We start from the raw sequence: 25,250 nt of genomic DNA, 5'->3' as shown, positions 1-25,250 counted from the left end.
CCACTTGTCTTTTGGATTTATCTATTGCTCTTCAAAATTGATGTCTTGGGCGAGGTTGGGAGGAGTCACAGCGCGAGTAACTCGGACTTTGTGACTTTCCCTTTGGGTTTGAGCTTCGATCGCGATCGCTTCAAAGGCAACATCAATGCTACTGAGAGGAATCGAGATATGCGTGCGGGTTTCAATAAACTCGGTATTGGGAACTACGCTAAAGTCTAACAACCAGCGAGGACCATCGACAATTATGCGGGTCTGTAAATCTTTAATCCAGAACTTCACAAAGAACTTGGTGGTGAGTACGGGTAAACGCACGGTGATTAGCATTGGCGTACCTGAGATAATTTCCCCAGCAGGAATGAGGATCTCGGGGATCGGAATCGGTTCCTGTTCTGAAAAGCTTTGTGGGGAAGATTCTTGGATGTTACGGATAGTTTTAGCCGTTTCCGTTAGGGCGTAAGCACTGGCATTGGAGCCAGACAATCCCCCCACAGGGAAAGCATTGGGATCGGTGGTTTCTTCCCAAACATATTCATTGAGGATTAGATCAGATTCAAAATCTAGAAGGCGATCCAGTTGTACATCAAGCTCGCGATCTAATTCCGCCAGACTTGTGGATTCGGAGATCGTTCGGATCCGATCAGGATTATCGAGATCGATGGAAGCAGCGGTATTTTCCAGCGGTTCATTTATGGGTAATGGTTCGCTGGTATAGTTATCGAGTAATAGTTCCTCAGTGCGTTGGCTAGCTTTTTGGGCTGCGATCGCATCGGCAGATAGTGTTTGCAGCTTATTGAGAAAACGATGGTTTGGCTGCTGGGGAGGGAGATCTTTAATGAGGGGTAGTTGACTATTACCTAGGGATGTCTCTAGCCTTGGTTGTTCGAGTAATTCTTCGTAGTTTTGAGGGAGTTCTTCTTCAAAACTGTAATACAATTCTGGTTCTTTCTCATTGAGAAGTGGATCGAGAAGCGGGCGATTTTGGCGATCGCCACCATCAAGAATACCGATATTGGTCAGCTCAAAACTGGTCAGATCGGAGTTGGAATCTATTTGATCTGGGGTCGCCTCTACCTGTGGAAAACTGTGAGGAAGCTCCTCGTCAATGGTGGAACTAGAGGCGCTTAAATTTTGACCCGTTGCTTGAGATCGCAGTTGGGGTAAAGGAGGTAATGACAAGGCATTAGCAGGGCGTTGTGGCTCTCCCTGAGGGGCTTTGGGCTTATTTGAAGGTAAAGGCGGCAAACTCAGGAAATTGTTCGACTTAGTTTTTGGCGATGGTGGGTTAGGTTGATTTTCAGGTGCGAGGGATGCCTGTGGAAAACTCTGGGGAATCTGTGGGTAACTAGGAGCATCATTGCCCGATGCGGTTGGTTGTAAATTACCTTGAGAGCTATTTTCGGAATTCTGTTTTTGAGCTTCTTTAATTAGTTCTGGAAGAACTCTTGATGCGGGATAGGAAACCGCGATCGCCTGTTGGCAAACAAATAAGTCCTGATCGAGTAAATCCTGATGTGGTTGAAATTCCTGTTGAGGATGGATTTGTACCTCTCCAATCAGGACTTGAATCTCTGATGGGGGAGGAACTTGGATCTGGTATTTAAAGGGAATGGCTCCATTCACAGGATTGCGATCGCGAGAATCAGTGATCAAGTAGCGCTGACTGACCAAAACCTCAAGGGTTTGGGGATCTTTGAGGGTTACCTCAAGCTCGCCTTGAGTATAGATATCTCCAGTTAGGTTAAAGCTATTGTCCTCATTAATGATGTATTGAGGTTGTTTGAGGCGCAGTAAAATACGGGGCTGAAGGGGATTGTCAGCTTTTGCGGTAGGGGATGATTCTTGTCTGGTTGTTTGCTCTAGAGTAGAGCGATCGCCTAGCCCGCTTTTTAATGACAGTGCAGCTTGTGCAGCATCTTCCCGCTCGTACTCATTTCCATTATCAGGCTCGTTATCAAGTTCGTCATCAAGTTCGTCATCAAGATCGTCATCATTAAACAGCGCAAACTCCTCAAACATTGATTGCACTAGTTCGGTCGATCGCTGCTCGGCAATATCGAGAATGGGGGAGCTATAACTGAGAGGAGTTGGTTCTGTTTGGACGATCCCCAATGCGTTGGTATGGGAGTTGTGGGGGATGTCCGTTGCTATTTCTAGATCTTCTTCAGGATCGCTATATTGCCAATCGGAACCAGCTTCTGACGAGATTTGAATTACATCAAACTTGACTGTTTTTCGCCATGCAGGAGGAATATTGGTATTTACTGTTTCTGCATCAGTAGAATCGGGATTGGATTCCGTTGCTAAGCAATCAATTTGCCATTGCCCAGGGACAAAATTGGTGTAGGGCATCACGATCAGCAATCCATCGTGGCTGATTCGCTTTACAATTTTTTGTTGAAGTGGTTGATGGCGGACATCGGCGAGGGGGCGATAGGCGATCGCGATACCAACTAGTGCATTTGCTAAAGCAGAGCGTGCAGCAAGTCGGTACTGCCCTTCTAAAATCTCAACGGTGGGAGACTCTAGGGGCAACCAGGACTTGTCACCTTTGCGTTGTAGCAAAAATTCCCAGTTTTCCATATGTGGCGATCGCAGGATAAGTGTGCTTAATTATCGCAAATACTAACCCATCTAGGCTGGTATAGCAATTGTCATCAAGGAGGCAATAGGTCTGATATCGGGCTATGCGATTTTTCTTTACCAGTCCCTCTCCTACGGGAGAGGGAAATTAAGAGAGATAATCTTTCTCCTCATCCCAAAGGTGAGTGGTGGCGCGAAGGGCTGCTACTCACCTTTCACTCACCTTTTGTTTTTTAGCACTTTGCGCTCAAATCCAAACCCAGAAAACTTTTAAAAGTGTTGCTTAGCAAGACTTTTAAAAGTTTTCTGGTGGTTCTTTTGATCGAAAATGGCTGTAAGCAAAACTTGCATTGCTATATTTTTTTGCGGGAGGACTGATACCAATTCACGAAAGTGTGATCACACTTCTAGATTCTCCAGAATCATTGGGGCGGCGGAGCCGCCCCAATGATTCTGGTTTTATATTTGGTATTTTATTAAATCGCAAGCCCCTTAAGAAATGGCGTAGCCATTTCTTAACTTGGTATGGGATGTGGAGATTTAGATAGAAAGACCGAGCTTTAGCCCTAATAAAGCATGGGCGACTAAAAGTACGACGATCGCACTGCCAAGGTAAGCGTGGGCATTACGCAGTAAGGGTTGATTGCCTCCAAACCCCGTGAGCGAGATCGTGCCGTTGATAGCTAGTAAGGTCAATACTACGGAGCCCGTAAGGAAATGAGGGCTTTCTAGTAAAGGTTTTCCCTGCATCACCAAGGATAACAGTCCGCCCGTATATCCTGTTGCTAAGAAGACGGTCATTAGCGGTGCGACTTTGCGATGATCGGCTTTATTCTTAATGGCTACTTCATTGTCCGTTGTAGTGCGGCTGCGCCATCCTGAAATTGCTACAAACGATCCCATCGCAAAAATGACGATCGCCATAAACAGGGGATGACCCCAATGAGTTACCGAGGCGGGGATAGGCAGAGATTTGAACTGGTCGGCAATGGGCTGAATGGACTCAGTGAGTTTGTTGGCAAATTCATTCATAGACTTGAAATGGTTGAGTAGGAAAACTACAAAAAAATTTACATTTTTTAATATATTGTAGCTTTTATTTCATTGATTCAGTAGCTCGGCGCAACTAAATATAAAAATCCAAAATCTGTAGCGCACGCGCAGCGTGCGCTACAGATTTTGACTCTTAGCTACTTACGCTATAGTTACATTCGCTTGACTTTGGAGAAATCAAAATCCAATAATTGATGCGCGGCGCACTGCACATCAATTATTGGGTTTTATGTCTATACTTGGTGACAGCTATATATTGATATTGCATATTGATATTGCGATCCTCGTGCAGGCAACAAAACAAACGAAGGTTGCGCTACAAGTTTGGGGGATATCAGGGAGAAGAGATGTTCCCCAAACCATTTAGGGTTGCTATAGTAGTGTTCCTGCATAAATTTGCGTAAATTTTAAGATGTCGCGATCGCGGTGAAATAAAACAGGTGATTCAGAGCGAGCAGACGATCTTGTTCTCAGAAAATGGACATTCCCTGAATGGACGATCCCTAGATACGTTAGCTAGAGCGATCGGGCTGTTTCAGGGGAATTTCTCATTGATTATTGTCAATTGCAATTACCGCAGTCTTCGCCAAAATATGTTGACTGCTTTAGCGGCTAAAACAGGTTTGCTCTTCCGCGAGATCTGGTGGCGAGAGTCCCACGAGACCCTATATGGTAAATTGCAAAACCTTTGGCGAGAAGGCGCGATCGATCATATTCCTGCCTTGATGTGTTTGGGTTTGGAGCAAACGCCAGCCACAAATTTAGAAAATTTATTTTTAGAAGCAAACCTCTTCCGCGATCGCCTCAAGCAATATATCAACTGTCCTTTGGTGCTGTGGTTGAGCGATCGCGAACTACAGCAATTATTGACCAACGCTCCAGAGCTAGCAAGTTTGGCTGCCCCAGCGATTAAGTTCGCCCTGTCCCCTACTGAACTATTTACAGAAGTTAACCAGCAGGTAGATCGTTTATTTGCGATCGCTAGAGATCTTCAGATTCCCCTATTTTGGCAGGACACCAAAATAGATACCGAGCGCGAATCATTCTCTAGTAATGAGCTAGAACTTGCCCGCCAAGAATTGCGAAGGGCGGCTCTTGAGAAAAATGCGAAGAATGCTCATAGTTCTGAAAGCTCCATCAAAAAAACTACTGGACAAGATAACTTTAACGAGCTATTCAATAGTGATCTCTTCAATAGTGATCTCTTCAATGGTGATCGCTTCAATGGTGATCTCTTCAATAGTGATCGAGTCGATGGGCAAAGTGATTTCTTAGAATTAGAAGCAAAATTAGACTTTGCGATGGGACGATTATTGTGGCGCTCCTCCGATGCTCGCGATCGTGACATATACGAAGAATCTCAAGGTACAGTCCATAGCCTTGCCCAAGTCTACTATCAATGCAGCCTTGCCTATTGGCAGAAATTGGATAGACCGATCGAGCGGGGGATCGTTTTATTCTATTTAGGAAATTTGTGGTGGCATAATTCCTTTGTGAATGGAAGACATTCATCGACTTCTTGGGTCGCGGCGAAACAATTTTTTCAAGAAGCGATCGCTGCTTTTAAACAAGCCAATCAGTTGGAGTTAATGGCTAAGTATAGCCGAGCCTATAGCGGAGTCCTCGAACAGCTTAGGGATTGGGCAGAACTCCAAAAATGGATAGAATCCCTACTGCCGCTACACCAACAAATGCCCCTCGAACTTGCCCAAGACTATGGTTATTTAGCCAAAATAGCTGTAGAAAAGGGGGAATGGCAGAAAGTGAAGGAGTATTCCTGCAAAGCCCTAGCGACCCTAGAGCAAGTTCCTGTTTTTCATGAAGAGAACTTGATGCATAATTGGCTACGCCTGCGTCATATTCAAATAGGTCAATACAAACTATTACTGACTCAGAGCTATCTCCAACTTAATGAGATCAAATTAGCATCTAGTTTAATCGAAGAAACGATCGCTAATTTCAATCTGAACTACGAACCCAAGCTTTATATTCGCTTCCTCGATACTTTTCACGATCTTGCCTTCGCTCAAGGACGTTATCTTGAGGCTTTCCAAACTCGACAAAGACAGCGATCGCTAGAGCAACAATATGGGCTAAGAGCCTTTATCGGTGCGGGAACACTGCAACCCAAACAACTCTCTCCTTCTAGTCTTGCTGAGATCGAGACGAGTAGATTTGATATTAATACTGGAGAAATTGCTGCCTCTGGACGAACTCAAGATGTTGAAAGGCTAGTTGAAAGAATTCTCTCCCTAGAGCATCAGCTCACTGTCATTCATGGTGAATCGGGAGTCGGAAAAAGTTCTCTGGTAAATGCAGGGCTCATTCCCGCGCTATTGCAGCGATCGCTAACAGGTCAAGAATTACTACCGATCGAGATCCATATCTATACCAATTGGCTCAATGCTATTTCCTTAGCTGTTTATAAAAATTACGATCTCGGTTATAGCGATCGCGTAGCAGTCAAACCCTCTTCATCTGCCTATCGATTGGAGAAGGATGGGAAGGAGAATATGGATGAAAGACGCAGAAAAGGCGATCGCGACATTGTCAATTTACTCCTTAAATTTAGGCAATTAGCCTTGAATGGGACGCAGATTGTCCTAATATTTGACCAGTTTGAAGAATTCTTTTCCACCTGCTCCCAGCCGAGAGAAAGACAGATCTTTATTGATTTTTGGCAAAACTGTCTGAAGATTCCCCTATTAAAAATAGTAATTTCTATTCGTGAAGATTATCTCCATCTACTACTAGAACTAGACTCAGCCCATGCCGAATTTGATATTTTAAGTCGAAACTTCCGCTATGCTCTCGGTAATCTCTCTCTCTCGGATACCAAAGCTCTGATTGAGAACTTGACGGCAAATGCTAATTTTCCCCTCGAACCGATTCTCATCGACGAATTAGTGAGAGATCTCGCTGGCGATCGCGGTTCAGTGCGACCGATTGAACTGCAACTAGTTGGCTCACAAATTCAAGATCGCAATATTACGACCCTTGCCGCCTATCGAGCTGCTGGAGCGAAACAGCGTCTTGTTGAGCAGTCGGTGGAAGAAGTAATTCAGGCTTGTGGTAGTGCGGCTTTCATCGCGCAACAAATCTTGATCTTGCTAACGGACGAGCAGGGCAAACGTCCATTGCGTACCTATAATGAATTGCGAACGGGGCTTTTATCCTACTCTAGCAATACGGTAGATCTCGATTTAGTTTTAGAAATCTTAATCGGATCGGGCTTAGTTTTCCAATTGCCTGAAGTTCCCAGCAATCGCTATCAGTTAGTGCATGATTACTTAGTGCCATTTATTCGGGCTAATCAGGAAGCAGGTTTACTGGCTGAGTTGCGGAAAGTACGCTCTTCAGCTCAACGCAGCGAAGCCAATCTCAACCGCTTAACCAAGTTTGCTTTGGTTGGTACAGTATTGGCTTTATTTGTGATGGTGGGGCTATCTTTTCAAGCAATTCATCAACGCCAACTTGCAGAATTTGGTGAAATTGATGCATTGATCTCTTCGGCAAATTCTAGCTTTTTGCTGAATCGGCAATTAGAGTCTCTATCAACAATTGTCCAATCAGCTAAAAAACTACGAGCTATTGATGAAGGATTGGATAAGACAAGAATTAAGCAATCAATGTTTGAAGGCTTGCAAACGATCGTTTATGGTATTCGTGAGCGCTATCGCTTTTATTCGCTGAAAATGGATGCTCCCTTTTATGCCGCCAAATTTAGTCCTGATGGCAAGATCATTGCCTTGGGGGGCTTTGATGGTAGCGTATCTCTATATCAGAGCGATGGCAGCCCCATCTCGCGTTTAGTCGGTTTAAAAACGAGCGATATTCGGGGCTTGAGTTTTAGCCCTGATGGTCAAAAAATTGCCTCATCAGGCAAAGGAAAGAGTGTCAGAATTTGGAATGTCAATTCTGGGAAGTTAATTGCGAAGTTCTATGCCCATCGAGATGATATTTTGCGCTTGAGTTTTCATCCTGATGGCAAAAGATTGCTGACGGGGAGTAAGGATGGCACTGTTAAACTGTGGGATAGCGATCGCGGTATCGAACTGCTGACCTTGAACCCTCAAAATGCCAGTAATAGCCCTGCCATTAGAGAAACTAACTTCATTCAAGATGCCAGTTTTAGTCCCGATGGTAACTTGATCGTGACGGCTAAAAATACGACGATCGCGCTTTGGGACTTGCAAGGTAACTTGTTAACTAGTGCGAGCGTCCATGAAAAAGAACTTTACAATGTGAGATTTCATCCTGACGGCAAACAACTGTTAACCTCGGCTAGAGATGAGACAGTCAAGCTGTGGAAGATTAGCGATCAAAATCGCCAAATTCAATTGGTGCGGATGTTTAAGGGAAACTCAACCGATGTATTGAGTCTAAACTTTAGTGCCAATGGCGAGCGCATTGCGCTTGGTTCTCAAGACAATACGATCCAAATTCTCAATAATGAAGGAATCTTAGAAATGAAGTTAGGAGGACATACTGACGGTATTTTTGATGTTAGCTTTAGCCCTGATGGGCGCTATCTCCTGTCTGCGAGTAAAGATCGAACTGCTCGACTCTGGGATCTAAGAGCTACGCTACTAAACACTCTTTACGGGCATACTAGTACCGTTTGGTCGGTCAATTTTAGTCCTGATGGCAAAATGTTTGCCTCTGGTAGTGTTGATAAAAGCATTCGGCTCTGGAATGCCGATGGCACTCTCAAACAAGAATTAAAGGGGCATGAGGATACGGTCTATGGAGTTAGTTTTAGTGCGGATAGTAAGAAGTTAGTCTCAGCTAGTAATGATAAAACTGTGAGAATTTGGGATGTTCAAACGGGTAAATTACTCCATTTGTTGAATATTCATGGTGCTAAATTGATTTATGCCACCTTGAGTCCCGATCAAAAAATATTAGCGACCCTTGGTTGGGATAACAAAATCAAGCTATGGCAATGGAATGGTGATGATCACCCGCAGCTATTGCAAGTGCTAGATGGTCATACCCAAACAGTTTGGGCGATCGCTTTTAGTCCAGATAGCCAGAGACTCGCCTCGACTAGTAATGATCAAACTGTCAAAATCTGGGATGTACGTAGCGGGCAAAATCTCCATACGATGGAAGCTCATGGCAATGGTGGGCTCTCGATTGCCTATAGCCCTGATGGTCAACAAATTGGCTCCGCTGGTAAAGATGGCAAATTGAAGTTATGGAATGCTCAAACAGGGGCGCTGGAGAAGGTAATTGCGGTTACTCCCGATTCTTGGATTTATGGCATGAGTTTTAGTCCTGATGGCAAGGCGATCGCTACCGCCAATGCCGATAAAAACGTCAAAATTATGGATCGGGCTAGTGGTAAGTTACTCAAGACATTATTGGGGCATGGTGCTGAGGTCTATGCATTGACCTACAGTCCTGATAGTCAGAATATCCTGTCGGCTAGTCGAGATGGTACGCTCAAACTCTGGAATGCGGAGATCTTGGATTTTGATGAACTCGTCCAAAGAGGCTGTAACCTCCTCAACAATTATCTTAAATATACGCCAACCTTATCCCCAGAGATAAAACGAGTTTGCACGTCATCTCAATCTTCTAAATAGCTAGGCATAATTAACGTCAGTTCGGGTTAAGCTGGCAAATTTTCAAAGCCCAAAAGTAAAAGCCTTGCTACGCAAGGCTTTTACTTTTGGGCTTTGAGAAAGGGTTTGCTACGCAAACCCTTTCTCAAAGCACGGTTCAAATTATCCCGAACTGACGTTAATTAAATATAAAACCCCAAGAGCTGTAGCGCAGCCTGCGCTACAGCTTTTGATTCTAGATTTTAATTATGCCAAGCTACTTATCTCAAGCAAAACTTATGGTGCTTTGTGTCTAAATTCAAACCAAGAAATTTTTTATAGCTGCCGCCAACTGTATCAGAACATAAAAGCCCAAAGAGAGTTGCCGCGCGGAGCGCGGCAACTCTCTTTGGGCTTTTGATTTTGTCCTAACAAAACTGGCGGCAGCTATAAAAGTGTTGCGAAGCAACACTTTTAAAAAATTTCTTGTGGTTCTTTATGATCAAAAATATCGCAATGTATAGTTGTAGCCACTTAGGACATAAAACCCAAGACTTGATTGGCGGTGCGGAGCACCGCCAATCAAGTCTTGGGTTTTGATCTGCCATAAGTCAAGGGAATGTAGCTATAGATCGCTAAGATTGCTACATTTTTGATGCTGGATCGGTAATGAGATCGAGGATTGATTGCTATAGTGGTAGATTATAACCGTTCAAAAAATAGCAAAGCTTTTTTTGAACTTAAACCCCTTGCTGAATCTCGCTTTTACTACGTCGAAGAGTCAGCTTACATCAATGTAATAAGTGTAATAAGTAGTTCCGCACAATTAGAAACCAAAACCAGAGAGCATACCGCCCGCGTAGCGGGCAGTATGCTCTTCTAGGTTTTAAGTTTACTTATGCTTATCTACTTAGTATGGGGCGATCGCAGAATGAAAGAATAGATAAAAGAATAGATAAATAGGGATAACTATGTCAGGACATATCCTGCTTGTAGATGACGAACCAGGACTGAGAGAGGCGGTGCAAGCCTATCTCGAAGATAGTGGCTTTGCGGTACAGGTTGCCAATAATGCTAGGGATGCATGGCAATTGTTGGAGCAAACTACTCCCGATCTGGTGATATCGGACATCATGATGCCACAGGTAAGTGGGTATGAGTTCCTGAAGCAAATGCGCGAGGATGTGCGCTTTTTAAATCTGCCAGTGGTGTTTTTAACTGCTAAGGGTATGACGAAGGATCGGATCGAAGGCTATAACGCAGGCTGTGATGCCTATCTGTCAAAACCTTTCGATCCCGATGAGCTAGTGGCGATCGCTGAAAACTTAATTGCTCGTCGCGCCATGCAAGCAGTCACCGCCAATAGCAATACCTCAGAAATGACCGATCTCGCAGGACAGCTTGCCGAGATTAAAGCTTTACTGAAACAGAAGCCCGCGATTAATGTTACGCCGCCGCCAATCAAGATAGAGTTTACCCCCCGTGAGCAGAGCGTTTTAGAGCTGGTAGTAGAAGGATTAATGAATAAGGAGATTGCTAAGCGCCTTGGTACGACTATTCGTAATGTGGAGAAATATGTTAGCCGTCTATTTAGTAAAACTGGCACAAGCAGCCGCACCGAGCTGGTTCGCTATGCATTACAACATGGTTTGATTGACTCCTATTCTTGATCGATGTTAGGATCTATTCCGATGATTTTTACTTTTTTTAAGAGGCGAAAATTGTGGGATTATTATCACGTTTTGTGATTTTGATTGTTTTGTTGGTGAGCTGCTTAGGATGGATGGGAATGGCTCCCAATGCTAATGCTGCAATTTTTAATAGTGAGAGATCTAATTTAATTGCTATTACAAATGGGGATCGCCTAGATATAAAGTTGGGAACTGAATTTGGTAAAAAAATTGATTTGAATAATACCAATGTCCGTGCATTTCAGCAGTATCCAGGGCTATATCCTACATTAGCAAAGAAGATTATTAAAAATGCGCCTTACAGGAAGGTGGAAGATGTGTTAAACATTGCAGGCTTGAGCGATCGCCAAAAAGAAATTATTCAAGCTAACTTTGAGAATTTTACCGTGACAGAGTTAGAGTCTATTTTCGATGAATGATGCGATCGCTTGGAAAATGGCATAAAGCAACTATTGCCAAGTGTAATCCCAAATCACAAAATGGCTACGCCATTTTGTGATTTGGGATTACGTGAGTTCAGGATAATTTGAAACGAGCTTTGAGAAAGGATTTGCCAGCTTAACCCGAACTAGCGTTATATAGCTACAGTCACTTGAATGAGGACAAATCAAACCCCAAGAATTGAGTGGCGGCGCGAAGCGCCGCCACTCAATTCTTGGGGTTTATGTCCTAATACACTTGGCGACAGCTATAAAAACTAAACCCAGTAAGGTTTTGAGATTCCCAAAATGGCAACGCCATTTTGGGAATTGGTATTAGGCATGAATGTAATTTTAGGATGGGTGACCTGGGATTCGAACCCAGGGCCAGCGGATTAAGAGTCCGATGCGCTACCACTGCGCCAGTCACCCGTAAGTTGCTTGACCCATTTCAGGGCGATTTATATACTAGCAAATGTTTGGTCAAATATCTAACAAAAAATTCTATAAATCCAAATAAAAATTGGCGATCGCTATAATCTCCTGAAAGTTAAGAGAAAAGCGAGCCAAAATCTTTGTTTTTTATCTCAGAATCGTTTATTTCTTAACTTATAGCTGTCGCCAAGTGTATTAAGACATAAACCCCAAGAATTGAGTGGCGGCGCGAAGCGCCGCCACTCAATTCTTGGGGTTTGATTTGTCCTAATTCAAGTGACTGTAGCTATAAAAGCCCTAAAGATGAGATGCGGCGTGAAGCGCCTCATCTCATCTTGTCCCAAGCAAACCTTTGAGAGATTGGCAATGGTAGGCGAATGCCCGAAAGTTTGGCGATCGCATTACTCATGTTTGGTCATTGCTATATATGATTGGATAGCCCCGATCGAGCGCGAACATGAGTAATTTGCCTATTCTCCAACGTCCTGATGGTCGAGATTGGAATCAACTGCGACCAGTTCACTTGCAATTACCCTTTACCAAAGCCCCTGCGGGTTCGGTACTAGCGAAATTTGGCGATACCCAATTGATCTGTACCGTTTCTATTGAAGAAGGCGTGCCTAAGTTTTTGACAGGCCGTAACCAAGGTTGGTTAACGGCAGAATATCGGATGCTTCCAGCCTCAACGATTCCCAGACAGCAGAGGGAGTTTATGAAACTGTCGGGGCGCACCCAAGAGATTCAACGGTTAATCGGACGCAGTTTAAGGGCGGCTTTGGATCTGACGGCGATCGCTAATTACACCTTTGCCGTGGACATTGATGTATTACAAGCCGATGGCGGTACACGTACGGGTGGCATTACAGGAGGTTTTGTTGCCCTTAAAGCAGCCTGCGATCGCTTAATGGCTGAGGGGAAAATAACCAAATCGCCAATTCGTAATGCTGTTGCCGCCGTTTCTGTGGGCTTATTAGATGGAGCCCCAATTTTGGACTTAAATTATCAAGAGGATGTGGCGGTGAGTGTCGATCTCAATGTGGTGATGGACAGTACTGGTAAATTGATCGAGGTGCAGGGCACGGGGGAATCCGATACATTCTCGCGATCGCAGCTAAATCAAATGTTAGATGTCGCCGAAAAGGGCATTAATGAGTTGCTAAAGCATCAAGGGCTATAAAAAAAGGACGCGCTATGCGCGTCCTTTTTTTATAGCTGCTTGAGATAGCTTAATAGATCCGCCATATCCTGTGGACTTGGCTGAAACTGTGGCATTGGCGGAGTTTCACCACTGACAACCTGTTGAACCAGACGGGCATCAGACTTGCGATCAGATACACCATGCAAGTTGGGTCCAACCTTACCATTAGCCCATTGTCCGTGACATGCCACACAATTCATCACAAAAATAGACCGCCCCTGTACGGGATCCCCTGATAAATTTAGAACTGACTGCGTATACTGATCGAGGGGTGGACGCATTAACCAGAGCAGGATGGCGATCGCGACAATTACAACGGTAACTGCGATCGCCATTACAACTTGTTGCGGTGACCTTGCCTCAGGAGATGGCAAAGTCGCCTCTGATGTTATTTGTGTCGCTACATCAGTATCCTTTGTCAAATTTACCCCTTCATTAATCACAGTTTTAAACCTAGCCATTGAAACCTAGCCATTGAAATCTAGCCATTGATTAGCTAAAACTTTTATTTCGTTTGGAATGCGGAAAGTATTAATAGCTTAAGTATTAATAACATATCTTAAAGAAAGTATAAGTAATCGGGTCATGTTCAGAAATTAAATAAAGCCTAAATTTAATTCTACTACCATGCCCCATTCTATGCCCCATTCTAGGATTTGGTGAGGCGATCGTCCATATCCATCGGTCATTAATCGGTCATTAATCGGTCATAAACTGGTCAAAATAACGCCTTAGTCGGTTGGTCAAAGCGTTAGTGTCTGGTACTCGACGTTCTATAATTCAAAAGCACAAATAATAAAAACGTTTAAAAACAAAGGAAAGAGTTGATTATGGGAGGAAACGATCGCTTGCTAAGGGCAGCAAGAGGTGAAGTACTGGATCGTCCACCAGTATGGATGATGCGCCAAGCAGGAAGATACATGAAGGTGTATCGTAATTTGCGCGATAAATATCCCACATTTAGAGAGCGATCGGAAATTGCCGAACTCGCCGCCGAAATTTCTCTGCAACCATTTCGCGCTTTTCAGCCCGATGGCGTGATCATGTTTTCCGATATCCTCACTCCACTTACAGGCATTGGTATTAACTTCGATATCGTCGAAAGTCGAGGTCCAATTATCGAGTCCCCAATTCGTACTCAAGCACAAGTTGATGCGCTGACAGAGTTCGATCCCGATACCGCCGTGCCCTTTATTCGCAAGATATTAAGCGCGATTAAAGATGAGGTCAAGGATCAGGCGACAATTCTTGGTTTTGTGGGAGCCCCTTGGACATTAGCGGCGTATTCCATTGAAGGTAAAGGTTCTAAGGACTATTCCACGATCAAGGCTATGGCCTATAAGGAGCCAGCGATCGTCCATAGCTTTTTGACCAAGATTGCCGAAATGATCGGTACTTATGTCATCCATCAGATTGAGTGTGGCGCTCAAGTGGTGCAGATGTTTGATTCTTGGGCTGGGCATCTTTGTCCGACGGATTATAAAACCTTTGCGCTTCCCTATCAAAAGATGGTTGTGGACAAGGTTAAGGCAAAATATCCCAACACGCCACTGATTCTTTATATTAGCGGCAGTGCAGGAGTGCTCGACCTCATGCCAAAATCGGGTGTGGATATTGTCAGTGTTGACTGGACAGTAGATCTTGCTGATGCCCGCGATCGCATTGGTCATGACATTCCCGTCCAAGGTAATCTCGATCCCTGCGTTCTGTTTGCCGATCAAAGTTACATCCGCGATCGCATTTTAGAAGTGGTTGCCAAGGCTGGGAACAAGGGACATATCATGAACCTCGGACATGGCATTCTCTCCACTACACCAGAAGACAATGCCAGATTTTTCTTTGAAACTGTTAAAGGGCTGGGTTCTTAATTATCCCTCCTTCTTCAAGTCTCGGCATATAACCCCAAAGATGAATGGCGGCGCTTCGCGCCGCCATTCATCTTTGGGGTTTTGATTTGAAAAGGGTTTTGAGCAAGGGTTTATACCAAAGTTTAAAATGGCGTAGCCATTTTAAACTTTGGTATTAGGCTGAGCCCAGAGGTTTAAAGATATTTTTGCAAAATTACTTTGAGGCGATCGCGGCTTACTCCTGATATCTGGCTCAAATCAGTCAAGATCGAAGTCTTAAGCGCAGAATGGGCTTCAGATTTCGGTGGATTGGCGGCAATTTTGGCGACAGCATTCTGAATTACCTGTTGCGCATTGACGGCATTCTTATGTAAATTTTGGATGATCATATCTACCGTTACGCTTTCATGATCGTCATGCCAACAATCATAATCGGTGACTAAGGCGATCGTGGCATAGGCAATTTCCGCTTCACGAGCGAGTTTTGCTTCGGTGAGATTTGTCATGCCAATTACCTTTGCCCCCCAGCTACGGTAGAGCAAGGATTCAGCCTTGGTCGAGAAGGCAGGTCCTTCCATGCAGAGATAAATACCTCCTTTATGGACTTTGTTTCGTCCCAAATCAACCCCTTCCGCCGCCGAGGCGATGACCGATAGCAATGATTTGCAAATTGGTTCGCCAAAGGCCACGTGGGCGACAATACCCTCGCCAAAGAAGGTGGAGGTACGGCTGGTGGTGCGATCGATAAATTGATCGGGCAACACAATATCAAGGGGTCGGGCGTATTCCTGCAAAGAACCTACTGCCGAGGCGGAAATGATATATTCCACGCCCAGACTTTTAAGCGCATAGATATTGGCGCGATAGGGGACTTCCGAGGGCAGTAAATGGTGCGATCGCCCATGTCTGGCAAGAAATAGTACGGGGGTTCCAGATAATTTGCCGTAGATAAAGGCATCTGACGTTTTGCCAAAGGGGGTATCTATATTAATTTCCTGAATATCGCTCAGGGCTGACATTTTGTAGAGTCCACTGCCACCAATGATGCCGATTTGTGCGTTAAATGTCATAGTTTTTAGAAATTAGGCTGATCGATCAAGAAGCGAATAGAAGTGAAGTTACCATAAAGCCCAATCGAGAAGAAGGTATTGACTGGGAAGACTTGTTTGTGGTTAGGCTTTTGTCTCAACTAGTAAATCTGCCAGTAATGTATTGAGCTGCTCTGTAGTAGCATGATAAACCTCACCACAGAAATGACAAGTTGCCTCTGCGCCAAGATCTTCAGCAATCATCGATCGCAGGTCTTCTTCTCCAAACATTTTCATCGCCGCTAACATGCGATCGAGGGTGCAGGGACAGTGAAACCTCACATCTTTGCTCATCGGTAAGATATCTAAATGCATATCAGCAAATAATTCGGTCATCACATCTTCGATCGTTTTATCTTGGAGCAATAGATGGATGAAATTTTGAGTATTACTTTTTGCTTCTAGTTGAACGAGTAATTCTTCTTGGGAACGATTTGTCGTTTTCGCAATCCGAAGTGTCGCCACAGGCATGATCTGGAGTAGTAGCCCTGCTGCTACCTGCACGGGAGCATCACTATTCTCTGGATTGATGACTTCCGTCAGAATGAGCTTAGAAAAGGTTTGCTCCGAAGAAGCTAAGTACCAAGCAACGTCATTGGCAATATCACCAGCAATTAGTTCGACGGTGCTGCTATAGGGTTCGCCATAGCCCACGTCGCGCATAACTTTAAAGAAACCTGTATGTCCTACCCCTTGACTGACATTTTGTTGCCCATCAGCTAGAGGTGGTAATGTAAATTGAGGATTAGCGACAAAGCCACGTATAGTGCCATCGAATCCAGCATCAGCATAGATTAACCCAAGTCCACCATCACCAGCGACTCTAACATTTACTCTGGCTCTTTCTTTCTTCATGTTTGAGGCAAGTAGCAGGCTCGCGCTCATTGCGCGACCGAGAGCGGCGATGGCTAATGGGGATAAATGATGGCGGCGATAGGCCTTATTCAGGGATTGGGTAATATTCACGCCAATGACACGGACTCTGCCGTCGGCGGTGAGGGCGCGAACTAAACGATCGTTCATGGACTTTCTCTAGCGGGTTTATATTCAATAGAGCGATGCAGGTAAGATCTGCATCGCTCTATGTTAACTTGAGTTCAACCGTCAATAATCGTCCAGAAATTTTATATAGCTGCTGCCAACTGTATCAGGACATAAACCCAAGATCGTGTTGCCGCGCGGAGCGCGGCAACACGATCTTGGGTTTTAATTCTGTCCTAACAAGACTGGCGGTAGCTTTGGCATAATATAAAACCCTAAAACCTGCGGCGCACGCTGCGCGTGCGCCGCAGGTTTTAGGGTTTTATGCCCAGCTACTTACAGCTACCAACAGCCAGCGAATTCATATTAATTTTTACGGCTAGAAAGTAAAAGTCTTAACATTTGGTCTTTCGCCAAATTTTCGATTTTTAAAAGAAACAATAGTGTATTCTACAAGATTAAACTCATCTTCATCAAATTTGTAAGTAGCTCTATAACCACCATGGTTACGAATAGTATCAACTTCTAAGGTTAAGTTTTGGGGATCGAATCTTAGTAATCCACGAGCTCCTCTGTAATAACTCCAAACAAGTTGCTCGTTGAGATCGATCTTTTCTTGGCTACTAATCCTCATTAACTGAAGTGGCTTGACCTCTATTCCATAATCTTTGATTGAGTACAGAAGATATTCGTTATAGAAGTTATATGCGCCAAGATAACAATTGAATTCTAAAATATATTTCTGACTATCTATATTGATATACTTGAGAATATTTTGTTCTGTGTTCTAAAAGACTATAGGATCCTGTATCATCTCTATCGTTTATACCTTCTTTGCAAACTTGAAATTCTCTTCTGCGATCGTGAACGTATTGTAGTTTTGTGTCATCAAATTGTGGTTTTACTGCTTTATCAAGCATGAATTTATATATAACAACTAAATTACTATTAGCTATGGAGAATGCTAATTTGGATATAAATCTTGGCTCGGCAATATATATTGAATTATTGTTTGAACCCGTAAAAATCTGAGCAAATAAAATCTTAAATAGCAATATTAGTTCTAGCATTACTCAAATCCTATAATCATTTCAAATGATCGACCTTCTCTACATGAGTTGAACCACAGAAACATCATCTAATAAATTTTTCTTGGTCAATAAGTCTCGAACCGTAATCCGTAACGTCCGCTTTTCGTCAACTTGAAAGAAAACCTTAATACGATCGCTCCCCATTTGTCCTAGAGGATCGAGCTTCGCGATCGCTTTGCTATTTTCATTAAGAATCTGTGCGGCAACTTGTTTTCCATCTAAAACACGGGTCACAAGACGACGATCTTCAAAATAGACCTCCACATTAGTTTCGCCCAGTTCACCGATGACTAGCTCAATGCTGGGCTGGTCGGGGCTTGATGCCCCAAGGGTAAGCTCCACTGGCTTTTCTAAGGGATAGGTGGCACCAGACTTAACGATGGTGTGCCAATTATGTTTTTTATACCTTTTATCCCAATAGCGAACGCCATAGCTGTGATAAAGGAAGTCTTTTAGCTCCCAACCTTGTGAAATGGCCCCGTGCGCGATCGCCTCAAAGGGTTTATCCGCTTTAACCTTCTCGATGGGAAAGTAGCGTAACGCCCATTCCTTCACCGCAGGAATTTGCGACGTTCCCCCGACCAATAGCACAGCATCGATTTGCTCGAAGTCGATATTTTGACGCTGAGCCTGTTGGCGAATCCGATCTAAAGCCCGATCGAGATTGGCAAAAAACTGCTGCTGTTCCAGAATTTGAGCTAACTGCGATCGCGTTAGGGTCAACTCGTAGGATTCAAAGGTTTGGTCGTTAAAATAAACCTCAGTTGTTGATGGGGCAGAAGAAAGAGCAATCTTGATGCGTTCGGCAAGGCGGGTAACAAGGGAATTTTTAGGCAGCCCCAGCATGGTATGGAAATGGTCAACAATCCAGTTGTCAATATCTATACCGCCAAGATTTTGTCCAGTTTTTGCAAGTACCTTCGCAATTTGGGAATTTCGCGAAGAACTCGATGCCGCAGAACCTTTTGCAGCACTGGCAACCTTGCGATCGCCCCATTTTAAGAGAAATCCTAAGGGCGACTTCGATGGCTTTGCCTCAGAGGTATCTTGAGCTTGCTCCTGAGATTGCTCCTGAGCTAAAGCCAACTTGACCAAGGATAAATCTAAAGTCCCGCCCCCAAAATCCACCACTAACAGGGTTTCATCGCCCTTACTAAGCCCATAGCCTAGCGCCGCCGCCGTCGGTTCGTCTAAGATTCGCACCTGATGCACGGACAGGCGATCGCACAAACCACTCAACCAATTGCGGTAGGATTCAAAACTATCCACTGGAACCGTAAAAATCAGCGAATCCACGTTGGGCAATTGGTCGATAATCCGCTTTAAAAACCATTCCCCAACCAATTCAAATTCGACTTCGCGCCCGTCGATCTCTGGCACAAACATCGATACTTGAGAACCAATCGCCCGTTTAAAGGATTTTAAAAATCTTTGCTCGCCTTTACCTGTTGTATTGTCTAAACCGCGATCGCCTACTTCCTGTCCGATGAGTACCTGCTCGCTCGCCGCATCAACCACATAGACAAGGCTGGGAATCAAGGGTGGATTATCGGCAACAAGACTGCTATAGGCAGGTAGCTCGACCGTCTCGATCCCTCCATTCTCATTAACCCGCGCCACAACCGTATTGCTCGTGCCAAAATCGATCGCATATTCCATAAAGTTGCCGCCTTCCCTATGTCCTAATCCGCATACTGATATCCAGCCAATGCGATCGAGTCACCATTGCCGAAGTGGAAATATAATCAACTCCTAATTCTGCAATCTGAGCAATGCTATTGAGGGTGATATTTCCCGAAGCTTCAATTTTCGTATAGGGACTATGGTCGCGAACGATCGCGATCGCCTCGCGCATCATATCCAAAGGCATATTGTCCAGCATGATGACATCGAGATTGAGGTTTACCGCTTCTTCAACTTGAGCGATCGATTCTGTTTCCACCTCGATGGATGTGGTAAAGGGAATATGTTCGCGTACGCGTCTTACGGCTTCGGTGATACCCCCTGCCGCCGCAATATGATTGTCCTTAAGCATGACCGCATCATCCAATCCATAGCGATGGTTGATCGCTCCCCCGACCGAGGTGGCATATTTTTCCAACAGACGCATTCCAGGAATAGTTTTGCGCGTATCGACAAGATGGGCGGTGGTTCCCGCGATCGCTTTTACGTAGTCCGCCGTCGCACTGGCAACGCCTGATAGCCGCATTACCAGATTTAGCGCTACCCGCTCGCCCATCAGCAGGGTGGCGAGACTGCCATTAATTTCCGCCAGCAGATCCCCTGATTTCACCGCTGCACCATCCTGCGCGATCGTCACAAATTGGACGGTAGCATCTAGTAAGTGAAATACCCTAGCCGCGATCGTTAAGCCCGCAACGACACCATCCGCCTTAGCAATCCATACCGCCTTACCGATGGGAGCCTTGCCATCGGGGAACAATCCACCCGTGGAGCGATCGCCGCGCCCGATATCTTCGCGCAGCCATTCAGTAAGGAGCGGATCTAAAACAACAAAAGGAGGAAGCATGATTTAACCATTTCTAAATGATTGTCAAGATGATTGATTGTAAGCGATTTTAGCAGTGGAAAGGCATTCCTAAGGAATGCCTTTCCGCAATCCAGTTATCTAGCTTCGACTCCGTTCAGCTAACGTTGGCGGTAGCTATAGAATTTGGCATTGAGCACAAAAATGCGTCGATCGCCCGCCGAGTTTGATCCGTGAAATCGCATTGCCGCATATCTTACAGGGTTGCCCAGTCCGCCGAAATACCCAAGCCATATCAATGTAGTTTCCCTTGAGTCCAGCCACATTCTGAAAAGAACTAAAAGTCGTACCGCCATTGGCGATACCATCACTAAGAGAATGGATAATCCCTTGATGTAGAGCTTTGATCTGTTCCGAATTAAGAGAATTCGCCGCTTTTTGGGGATGGATTTTGCCCAGAAATAAGGATTCATCCGCGTAAATATTGCCAATTCCCGCCACAGTTTCTTGATCGAGCAATACCGTTTTAATCGGGCGACCAGTGCGGCTGAGTTTGGATTCTAAATGCTGCGGCGTAAAATCGCTACCCAAAGGCTCTAAGCCTAATTTTTGTAAGCCCGTAATTACTGATTCAGGCGATCGCTCCGATGGCACTAACCACATTTTGCCAAAAGTTCTCTGATCGTCAAACCGCAACTCTTTGGGGAGGCTCCCTTTTCCCTGCTTTCCTTTTCCCTTTTCCTTAACAAACAGTCTGACGCGCGTATGTTTGCCTGCGGGTTCGTGGCGATCGCACCAGAGCAAACTTCCCGTCATTCTTAGATGCACGCCTAATTGATTGCCCTGAGATAACTTAGCGATTAGATACTTTCCCCGTCTCTGCCATGCTATAAATTCGGCTCCCACGATGGCATCTAAAAAGTCTGCGGGAAGTTCGGGATAGGCGATCGCTCGTGGTAGTAATACTTCGCCCCCTTCAATTTGCCAACCTAGAGTATTTTCATTTAAACCAATACGAACTGTCTCAACTTCTGGTAATTCGGGCATATTAAAAAAGGTAAAATCTCTGCTACGCAGAGATTTTACCTTTTTTAGAAGAGTCTAAGCGACTTCTTCAACTTCATCGATCGCAAAGTTGTTAGTTGCGATGTTGGAGTAGTTTACGCTGTCGAAACGAACGATCACTGGATAAATGATGCCGCTCTTATCAACAGAAGCTACAGTACCGACTTCACGATACCAGTAGGACTCTTTACGCAAAATGCGAACCTTAGAACCACGTGCAACTGCCATAGTTTTATCCTTATTCCTAAAGACTGTAATGTGAAAAATAAAATGATTACAGATACCGTCTCTAGGTTACTGTGAGGCGATCGCCTCTGTCTATTTCTAGCTCGTTAAGTTTTATTTAGCAGAGGATAGGTAGATAGCTGCCGCCATATGTATCAGGACATAAAAAACCAAAGAGAGTTGCCGCGCGGAGCGCGGCAACTCTCTTTGGTTTTTTGATTTTGTCCTAACAAAACTAGCGGCAGCTATAGTTGCCGCCATATGTAACGTCAGTTCGGGCTAAGCTGGCAAATTTTAAAACTCCAAAACCTGTAGCGCACGCTGCGCGTGCGCTACAGGTTTTGGAGTTTTAATTATTTTAGCTTGCTCCTAGCGCACCACTATGGGTGTACCGATAGGAGCCCACCGATATAACCAAGCCGCATGATCGGGAGCCACATTAGTACAGCCGTGACTGATGGGAATACCAAAACTACGATGCCAATAAGCCCCGTGAATTGCATAGTTGCCACTGTAGTACATCACATTAGGCACATCGGGTACGTTATAGTCCTCACCCTGCATCCTTGCCGTCGGATACTTCGCCTGTACTGCAAAAATGCCCGTAGGCGTAGGTGTGTCGCTTTTACCTGTGGACACAACTACGGCATAGACCTGCTTATTGCCTTGCCATGCCAAAAGAGTCTGACTGCGCAGACGGATTTCGATCCAACGCTGCCCCGATCGCTTTAAACGCTCAATATCTTGATTGCGGACAGTTCTCGACGAGGTTTGCGCGATCGCCGCATCTAAATCATTGAAGTTAATAAAATTTTTAATTAGGTTAGATTCGCCCCACCCCGTCAGAAATAGGGTGATAGCGAAGATACTAAATGATTGCCAATACTTAACCATAGCGATTGCAAGTTTGCTTATCAGCAATTATGCCCAATTTTTGGAAAAAACAAACCCAAAAGATTTAGATTTCAGAAAATATAGAAATTCCAAAGATGAGGAGCGGCGCGTTGCGCCGCTCCTCATCTTTGGGTTTTAATACAAATTTATTTACTGTAATAGTAGGCTATATCTTTGTCCTTAAGTGGGGCAAAGCCAGCATCCAATAATTTTTGGTTAAGTTCGTCTTGAGGGATGTGTTTTGCCCCAATACGGACGATGCGCGATCGCATGGTATTAGTTACGCCACTGCGCTGACGACCTGCTTCAAGCGCCATCACGCTGCTATAGAGATCGAGTTTTTTGGGATCGATCGGTGTGCCATCAAAATCAATACCCTGAGCGATCGCTACATCAATCGCATCAGCACCTGTTGTTGAAGAATTATCAGCCATAAAAATAAGTAAAACACGAATATTTGTTAAAAGTAATGCTTTGCATCACCTTCAACAAGCTACCACTGAACGCGGTACATACAGGACAGCAAGCCATCTTTTTTCGCTGTAATTTTGCCCCCCATCGACTGCACCAGCTCCGTAATTTCACTAAGCGCCGTTAGGAATACCTCAGAGCCTAGATAGGTTTCTAAAATCGCCCAATTTTCTGCAAATTCTAAATCAGGGGCGATCGCATCAAAAATTAATACCCCATTGGGTTTTAATACCCGCTTTGCTTCGCGCAAAACCAATTTCCAATAGTCCAAGGGGTAATAGCAACTAAACCCAGTGGCAATCACACGGTCAAAAAATCCATTCTCATAATTGAGCTTGTGCGCCGCCCCAAGCTGGACACCTTTAAACAACTTGGAATTAAGCTGTGAACCTCTTGAGTTAAGTGCTTCTTTAGCCACAAAGCTTATTTCCTGTCCGTAAAAAAATACTTCCCAGTCGCGCCAAGGATAAATCAAAAAGCTGACCCCACAGCCAATGTCTAGACAACGCTGATTTTTTTGAAATTGGGCTAATTCCCAAAATGGTGAAGCAATTTTGCTAGCTAGAGTATGACTCACCCACTCGCGAAACAGTGGCATGGACTCCACCTCTTCAGGCAAATCAAAAGCCTCATTGCGATATTCGCGATCGTACCGCTTTTGCACCATAGCGATCGCCTCTGTCCATTCATCCGCCTGAGAAGTAAAAGCTTTATTCATTTAAACTCAACGCCTTCATAAAGATCTACCAAACTAACCTCAACACCAATTGATGACAGCATAAACCGATCATCTAAATTGTCATACTCGATAAACAACCATTGATGTTCTGATTGCTTAATGTAACGCTCTACATGAGGTTTTACCTGATCGATTAACAAATATTCCTGAAAGCTAGAAATTGTGCGGTAATCGCTAAATTTTTCGCCACGGTCATAATTTTTGGTGGAATTGGATAGTACTTCAGCGATGAAAACTGGTTGAGTCACAGTATCTTTGCGCCCCTCTTGCAACAAAATCGGACGAGGCACAACCATCACATCAGGATACGTATGAATTTGACGCTCAGGAATCCATAAGCGTTGATCGGTGACAAATACTTGTAATGGTTTACCTTTGAGTGCCAATCTCAGAATTACTGTCAAAGCACCAATAATCTCGTTATGAGTGGGTGTGCCACCAGTCATCGGAATAATTTCTCCATTGCGATATTCGTTACGAGTTGGTGATGTAGTCTCTAAATCTAGGTATTCTTCGGGGGTATAAGTCTTAACAGGAGTAGCAATCATCAGGTTATTTCCCACCATGCAGGTTGATTAGATTCGCTTATTAAAGCGTACCGCCCGCTACGCGGGCGGTACGCTCTTCTAGGTTTTAAGTTTACTTATGCTTAGCTACTGAGAAACTCTGGATTAAACTGCTTGTTGCTTTTGAGCTTTGAGATAGGCAAATACTGACTTATCGCCAATGTCTGAGGGAATTTCCTGAGTTGCTTTCCGAATCGCGAAGATCATAAACAAAATCGCCCAAGCAACTAACAAACCTTGTTCGATCGCTACAGGTAAAAAATTCACTAAATGCCCAAGAATTAGCACAGGGACTAAAGGTACTAAAAACTTAGTTTCAAAGCGATTGAAACAAAAGGTTTCTTTAAAGAAAATTCCTGTTAAAGCGGCAAAACTTGACCCGACACCAATTAAGGCTAATGGATGATTGTAAATAGCGATCGCTAGCGGCTCTGGGAAATAAATAGCGATCGCCACCGAAGCGATCGTACCGATCATCCAAAAAAACTGTAAAACCCGATGTAATAACTCCAAATAAATATGAATTGTCCAGAGAGCCACACCCAAACTGACAGAGAAAGCGACATATAGCCAAGTCAGACCATTAAGAACATCGGGGTTATGGGGTTGCCATAGTACCAATAGAGTGCCGAGGCTAAAACATAAGGCGGCGATCGCTAAAGCCATCCGATAGACAATTACGCTAAGGCGATCGTTCTTAGTAATCGTAAAATTGCCAAACTGACCTTGATAAACTTCCGATATAACTTCCACAAATTTCTCCATTAATAGCTATGAAGCACTAATGCAAGGATGAAGTGCAGCGCTGAGCGCTGCACTTCATCCTTGCATTAGTGCTAGTTAATCAAGAATCAACCCTGAGGCAATCTC

22 protein-coding genes and 1 tRNA gene are annotated in these 25,250 nt (G+C 44.4%); 6 read left to right on the top strand and 17 right to left on the bottom strand.

What is annotated here, in order from left to right:
• Positions 1-21: 21 nt before the first annotated feature.
• The gene (locus PseudUWO310_RS10250) at positions 22-2,580 is read right to left on the bottom strand and encodes a hypothetical protein (RefSeq protein WP_142600753.1); all 2,559 of its coding nucleotides are present in this window, start codon (positions 2,578-2,580) and stop codon (positions 22-24) included.
• A 540-nt stretch (positions 2,581-3,120) separates the two neighbouring features.
• Positions 3,121-3,612, bottom strand: a complete 492-nt coding sequence (locus PseudUWO310_RS10245) for a DUF4079 domain-containing protein (RefSeq protein WP_055074978.1) — start codon at positions 3,610-3,612, stop codon at positions 3,121-3,123.
• A 250-nt stretch (positions 3,613-3,862) separates the two neighbouring features.
• Between PseudUWO310_RS10245 and PseudUWO310_RS22865 the strand changes: the two genes are divergently transcribed.
• The 4 genes from PseudUWO310_RS22865 (at position 3,863) to psbU (ending at position 11,292) form a co-directional block, all read left to right on the top strand.
• Complete coding sequence (locus tag PseudUWO310_RS22865; RefSeq protein ID WP_190315972.1) at positions 3,863-4,000, top strand: hypothetical protein; 138 nt, start codon at positions 3,863-3,865, stop codon at positions 3,998-4,000.
• A gap of 97 nt (positions 4,001-4,097) precedes the next feature.
• Positions 4,098-9,224, top strand: a complete 5,127-nt coding sequence (locus tag PseudUWO310_RS10240) for a hypothetical protein (protein WP_223805611.1) — start codon at positions 4,098-4,100, stop codon at positions 9,222-9,224.
• 929 nt (positions 9,225-10,153) lie between these two features.
• Complete coding sequence (locus PseudUWO310_RS10235; RefSeq protein WP_009628090.1) at positions 10,154-10,852, top strand: response regulator transcription factor; 699 nt, start codon at positions 10,154-10,156, stop codon at positions 10,850-10,852.
• A 50-nt stretch (positions 10,853-10,902) separates the two neighbouring features.
• The gene (gene psbU, locus PseudUWO310_RS10230) at positions 10,903-11,292 is read left to right on the top strand and encodes a photosystem II complex extrinsic protein PsbU (protein WP_142600748.1); all 390 of its coding nucleotides are present in this window, start codon (positions 10,903-10,905) and stop codon (positions 11,290-11,292) included.
• Between the two features lie 360 nt (positions 11,293-11,652).
• Here psbU and PseudUWO310_RS10225 read toward each other — a convergent pair.
• Positions 11,653-11,724: transfer RNA gene (locus PseudUWO310_RS10225), tRNA-Lys, on the bottom strand.
• Positions 11,725-12,184: 460 nt separating this feature from the next.
• On the opposite strand from PseudUWO310_RS10225, the gene rph reads away from it, so the two are divergent.
• Entirely contained in the window at positions 12,185-12,904 is a 720-nt protein-coding gene (gene rph, locus PseudUWO310_RS10220; RefSeq protein WP_142600746.1) for a ribonuclease PH, read from the top strand.
• A 29-nt stretch (positions 12,905-12,933) separates the two neighbouring features.
• Here rph and PseudUWO310_RS10215 read toward each other — a convergent pair whose 3' ends face one another.
• Positions 12,934-13,386, bottom strand: coding sequence for a c-type cytochrome (locus tag PseudUWO310_RS10215; RefSeq protein WP_142600743.1), 453 nt, complete (start codon positions 13,384-13,386; stop codon positions 12,934-12,936).
• 369 nt (positions 13,387-13,755) lie between these two features.
• Here PseudUWO310_RS10215 and hemE point away from each other — a divergent pair, with 369 nt between their 5' ends.
• Complete coding sequence (gene hemE / locus PseudUWO310_RS10210) at positions 13,756-14,793, top strand: uroporphyrinogen decarboxylase (RefSeq protein ID WP_142600740.1); 1,038 nt, start codon at positions 13,756-13,758, stop codon at positions 14,791-14,793.
• Positions 14,794-14,966: 173 nt separating this feature from the next.
• On the opposite strand, the gene PseudUWO310_RS10205 is transcribed toward hemE, so the two are convergent.
• The 13 genes from PseudUWO310_RS10205 to PseudUWO310_RS10150 all read right to left on the bottom strand — a co-directional run bounded on the left by PseudUWO310_RS10205 (position 14,967) and on the right by PseudUWO310_RS10150 (position 25,145).
• Positions 14,967-15,842 carry an S-methyl-5'-thioadenosine phosphorylase gene (locus PseudUWO310_RS10205; RefSeq protein ID WP_142600737.1) on the bottom strand — a complete coding sequence of 292 codons (876 nt, stop codon included), beginning with the start codon at positions 15,840-15,842 and terminating at the stop codon, positions 14,967-14,969.
• Between the two features lie 102 nt (positions 15,843-15,944).
• A complete protein-coding gene (gene hslO / locus PseudUWO310_RS10200; protein WP_142600735.1) occupies positions 15,945-16,883 on the bottom strand; it encodes an Hsp33 family molecular chaperone HslO in 939 nt (312 codons plus the stop codon).
• 337 nt (positions 16,884-17,220) lie between these two features.
• Positions 17,221-17,475 (bottom strand): hypothetical protein, encoded by a 255-nt coding sequence (locus tag PseudUWO310_RS22860; RefSeq protein WP_190315971.1) that lies wholly within the window; start codon positions 17,473-17,475, stop codon positions 17,221-17,223.
• Between the two features lie 112 nt (positions 17,476-17,587).
• Positions 17,588-17,911 (bottom strand): hypothetical protein, encoded by a 324-nt coding sequence (locus tag PseudUWO310_RS10195; RefSeq protein WP_142600732.1) that lies wholly within the window; start codon positions 17,909-17,911, stop codon positions 17,588-17,590.
• 39 nt (positions 17,912-17,950) lie between these two features.
• The gene (locus PseudUWO310_RS10190) at positions 17,951-19,591 is read right to left on the bottom strand and encodes an Hsp70 family protein (protein ID WP_142600730.1); all 1,641 of its coding nucleotides are present in this window, start codon (positions 19,589-19,591) and stop codon (positions 17,951-17,953) included.
• A gap of 16 nt (positions 19,592-19,607) precedes the next feature.
• The gene (gene nadC / locus PseudUWO310_RS10185) at positions 19,608-20,462 is read right to left on the bottom strand and encodes a carboxylating nicotinate-nucleotide diphosphorylase (protein ID WP_142600728.1); all 855 of its coding nucleotides are present in this window, start codon (positions 20,460-20,462) and stop codon (positions 19,608-19,610) included.
• A 135-nt stretch (positions 20,463-20,597) separates the two neighbouring features.
• The gene (locus PseudUWO310_RS10180; RefSeq protein WP_142600725.1) at positions 20,598-21,467 is read right to left on the bottom strand and encodes a DNA-formamidopyrimidine glycosylase; all 870 of its coding nucleotides are present in this window, start codon (positions 21,465-21,467) and stop codon (positions 20,598-20,600) included.
• Between the two features lie 54 nt (positions 21,468-21,521).
• Positions 21,522-21,713 (bottom strand): photosystem I reaction center subunit IV, encoded by a 192-nt coding sequence (locus tag PseudUWO310_RS10175; RefSeq protein ID WP_009626231.1) that lies wholly within the window; start codon positions 21,711-21,713, stop codon positions 21,522-21,524.
• A 366-nt stretch (positions 21,714-22,079) separates the two neighbouring features.
• Positions 22,080-22,604 carry a L,D-transpeptidase gene (locus tag PseudUWO310_RS10170; RefSeq protein WP_142600722.1) on the bottom strand — a complete coding sequence of 175 codons (525 nt, stop codon included), beginning with the start codon at positions 22,602-22,604 and terminating at the stop codon, positions 22,080-22,082.
• A gap of 146 nt (positions 22,605-22,750) precedes the next feature.
• Positions 22,751-23,038: a DUF4090 family protein gene (locus PseudUWO310_RS10165; RefSeq protein ID WP_142600719.1), complete on the bottom strand. Its 288-nt coding sequence runs from the start codon at positions 23,036-23,038 to the stop codon at positions 22,751-22,753.
• A 59-nt stretch (positions 23,039-23,097) separates the two neighbouring features.
• Positions 23,098-23,793, bottom strand: a complete 696-nt coding sequence (locus tag PseudUWO310_RS10160) for a class I SAM-dependent methyltransferase (RefSeq protein WP_142600717.1) — start codon at positions 23,791-23,793, stop codon at positions 23,098-23,100.
• On the bottom strand, positions 23,790-24,362 hold the full coding sequence (locus tag PseudUWO310_RS10155; protein ID WP_142600715.1) for a Uma2 family endonuclease: 573 nt from the start codon (positions 24,360-24,362) through the stop codon (positions 23,790-23,792). The genes PseudUWO310_RS10160 and PseudUWO310_RS10155 overlap by 4 nt, the downstream gene beginning before the upstream one ends.
• A 123-nt stretch (positions 24,363-24,485) precedes the next feature.
• Positions 24,486-25,145, bottom strand: a complete 660-nt coding sequence (locus tag PseudUWO310_RS10150) for a DUF2301 domain-containing membrane protein (protein WP_142600712.1) — start codon at positions 25,143-25,145, stop codon at positions 24,486-24,488.
• Positions 25,146-25,250: the final 105 nt, after the last annotated feature.

The sequence above is a fragment of the Pseudanabaena sp. UWO310 genome (genome assembly GCF_006861605.1).
In the GTDB taxonomy this organism is placed as follows: domain Bacteria; phylum Cyanobacteriota; class Cyanobacteriia; order Pseudanabaenales; family Pseudanabaenaceae; genus Pseudanabaena.
The sequence above is the reverse complement of the archived record's forward strand: the minus strand, read 5'-3'. Positions and strand labels throughout refer to the sequence as shown.

What these genes read in the sequence shown, in the direction of transcription:
- PseudUWO310_RS10250 (WP_142600753.1), bottom strand. Translation starts at nt 2,580, where the DNA reads ATGGAAAACTGGGAATTTTTGCTACAACGCAAAGGTGACAAGTCCTGG.
- PseudUWO310_RS10245 (WP_055074978.1), bottom strand. Translation starts at nt 3,612, where the DNA reads ATGAATGAATTTGCCAACAAACTCACTGAGTCCATTCAGCCCATTGCC.
- PseudUWO310_RS22865 (WP_190315972.1), top strand. Translation starts at nt 3,863, where the DNA reads ATGTCTATACTTGGTGACAGCTATATATTGATATTGCATATTGATATT.
- PseudUWO310_RS10235 (WP_009628090.1), top strand. Translation starts at nt 10,154, where the DNA reads ATGTCAGGACATATCCTGCTTGTAGATGACGAACCAGGACTGAGAGAG.
- rph (WP_142600746.1), top strand. Translation starts at nt 12,185, where the DNA reads ATGAGTAATTTGCCTATTCTCCAACGTCCTGATGGTCGAGATTGGAAT.
- PseudUWO310_RS10215 (WP_142600743.1), bottom strand. Translation starts at nt 13,386, where the DNA reads ATGGCTAGGTTTAAAACTGTGATTAATGAAGGGGTAAATTTGACAAAG.
- hemE (WP_142600740.1), top strand. Translation starts at nt 13,756, where the DNA reads ATGGGAGGAAACGATCGCTTGCTAAGGGCAGCAAGAGGTGAAGTACTG.
- PseudUWO310_RS10205 (WP_142600737.1), bottom strand. Translation starts at nt 15,842, where the DNA reads ATGACATTTAACGCACAAATCGGCATCATTGGTGGCAGTGGACTCTAC.
- hslO (WP_142600735.1), bottom strand. Translation starts at nt 16,883, where the DNA reads ATGAACGATCGTTTAGTTCGCGCCCTCACCGCCGACGGCAGAGTCCGT.
- PseudUWO310_RS22860 (WP_190315971.1), bottom strand. Translation starts at nt 17,475, where the DNA reads ATGAGGATTAGTAGCCAAGAAAAGATCGATCTCAACGAGCAACTTGTT.
- PseudUWO310_RS10195 (WP_142600732.1), bottom strand. Translation starts at nt 17,911, where the DNA reads ATGCTAGAACTAATATTGCTATTTAAGATTTTATTTGCTCAGATTTTT.
- PseudUWO310_RS10190 (WP_142600730.1), bottom strand. Translation starts at nt 19,591, where the DNA reads ATGGAATATGCGATCGATTTTGGCACGAGCAATACGGTTGTGGCGCGG.
- nadC (WP_142600728.1), bottom strand. Translation starts at nt 20,462, where the DNA reads ATGCTTCCTCCTTTTGTTGTTTTAGATCCGCTCCTTACTGAATGGCTG.
- PseudUWO310_RS10180 (WP_142600725.1), bottom strand. Translation starts at nt 21,467, where the DNA reads ATGCCCGAATTACCAGAAGTTGAGACAGTTCGTATTGGTTTAAATGAA.
- PseudUWO310_RS10175 (WP_009626231.1), bottom strand. Translation starts at nt 21,713, where the DNA reads ATGGCAGTTGCACGTGGTTCTAAGGTTCGCATTTTGCGTAAAGAGTCC.
- PseudUWO310_RS10170 (WP_142600722.1), bottom strand. Translation starts at nt 22,604, where the DNA reads ATGGTTAAGTATTGGCAATCATTTAGTATCTTCGCTATCACCCTATTT.
- PseudUWO310_RS10165 (WP_142600719.1), bottom strand. Translation starts at nt 23,038, where the DNA reads ATGGCTGATAATTCTTCAACAACAGGTGCTGATGCGATTGATGTAGCG.
- PseudUWO310_RS10160 (WP_142600717.1), bottom strand. Translation starts at nt 23,793, where the DNA reads ATGAATAAAGCTTTTACTTCTCAGGCGGATGAATGGACAGAGGCGATC.
- PseudUWO310_RS10155 (WP_142600715.1), bottom strand. Translation starts at nt 24,362, where the DNA reads ATGATTGCTACTCCTGTTAAGACTTATACCCCCGAAGAATACCTAGAT.
- PseudUWO310_RS10150 (WP_142600712.1), bottom strand. Translation starts at nt 25,145, where the DNA reads ATGGAGAAATTTGTGGAAGTTATATCGGAAGTTTATCAAGGTCAGTTT.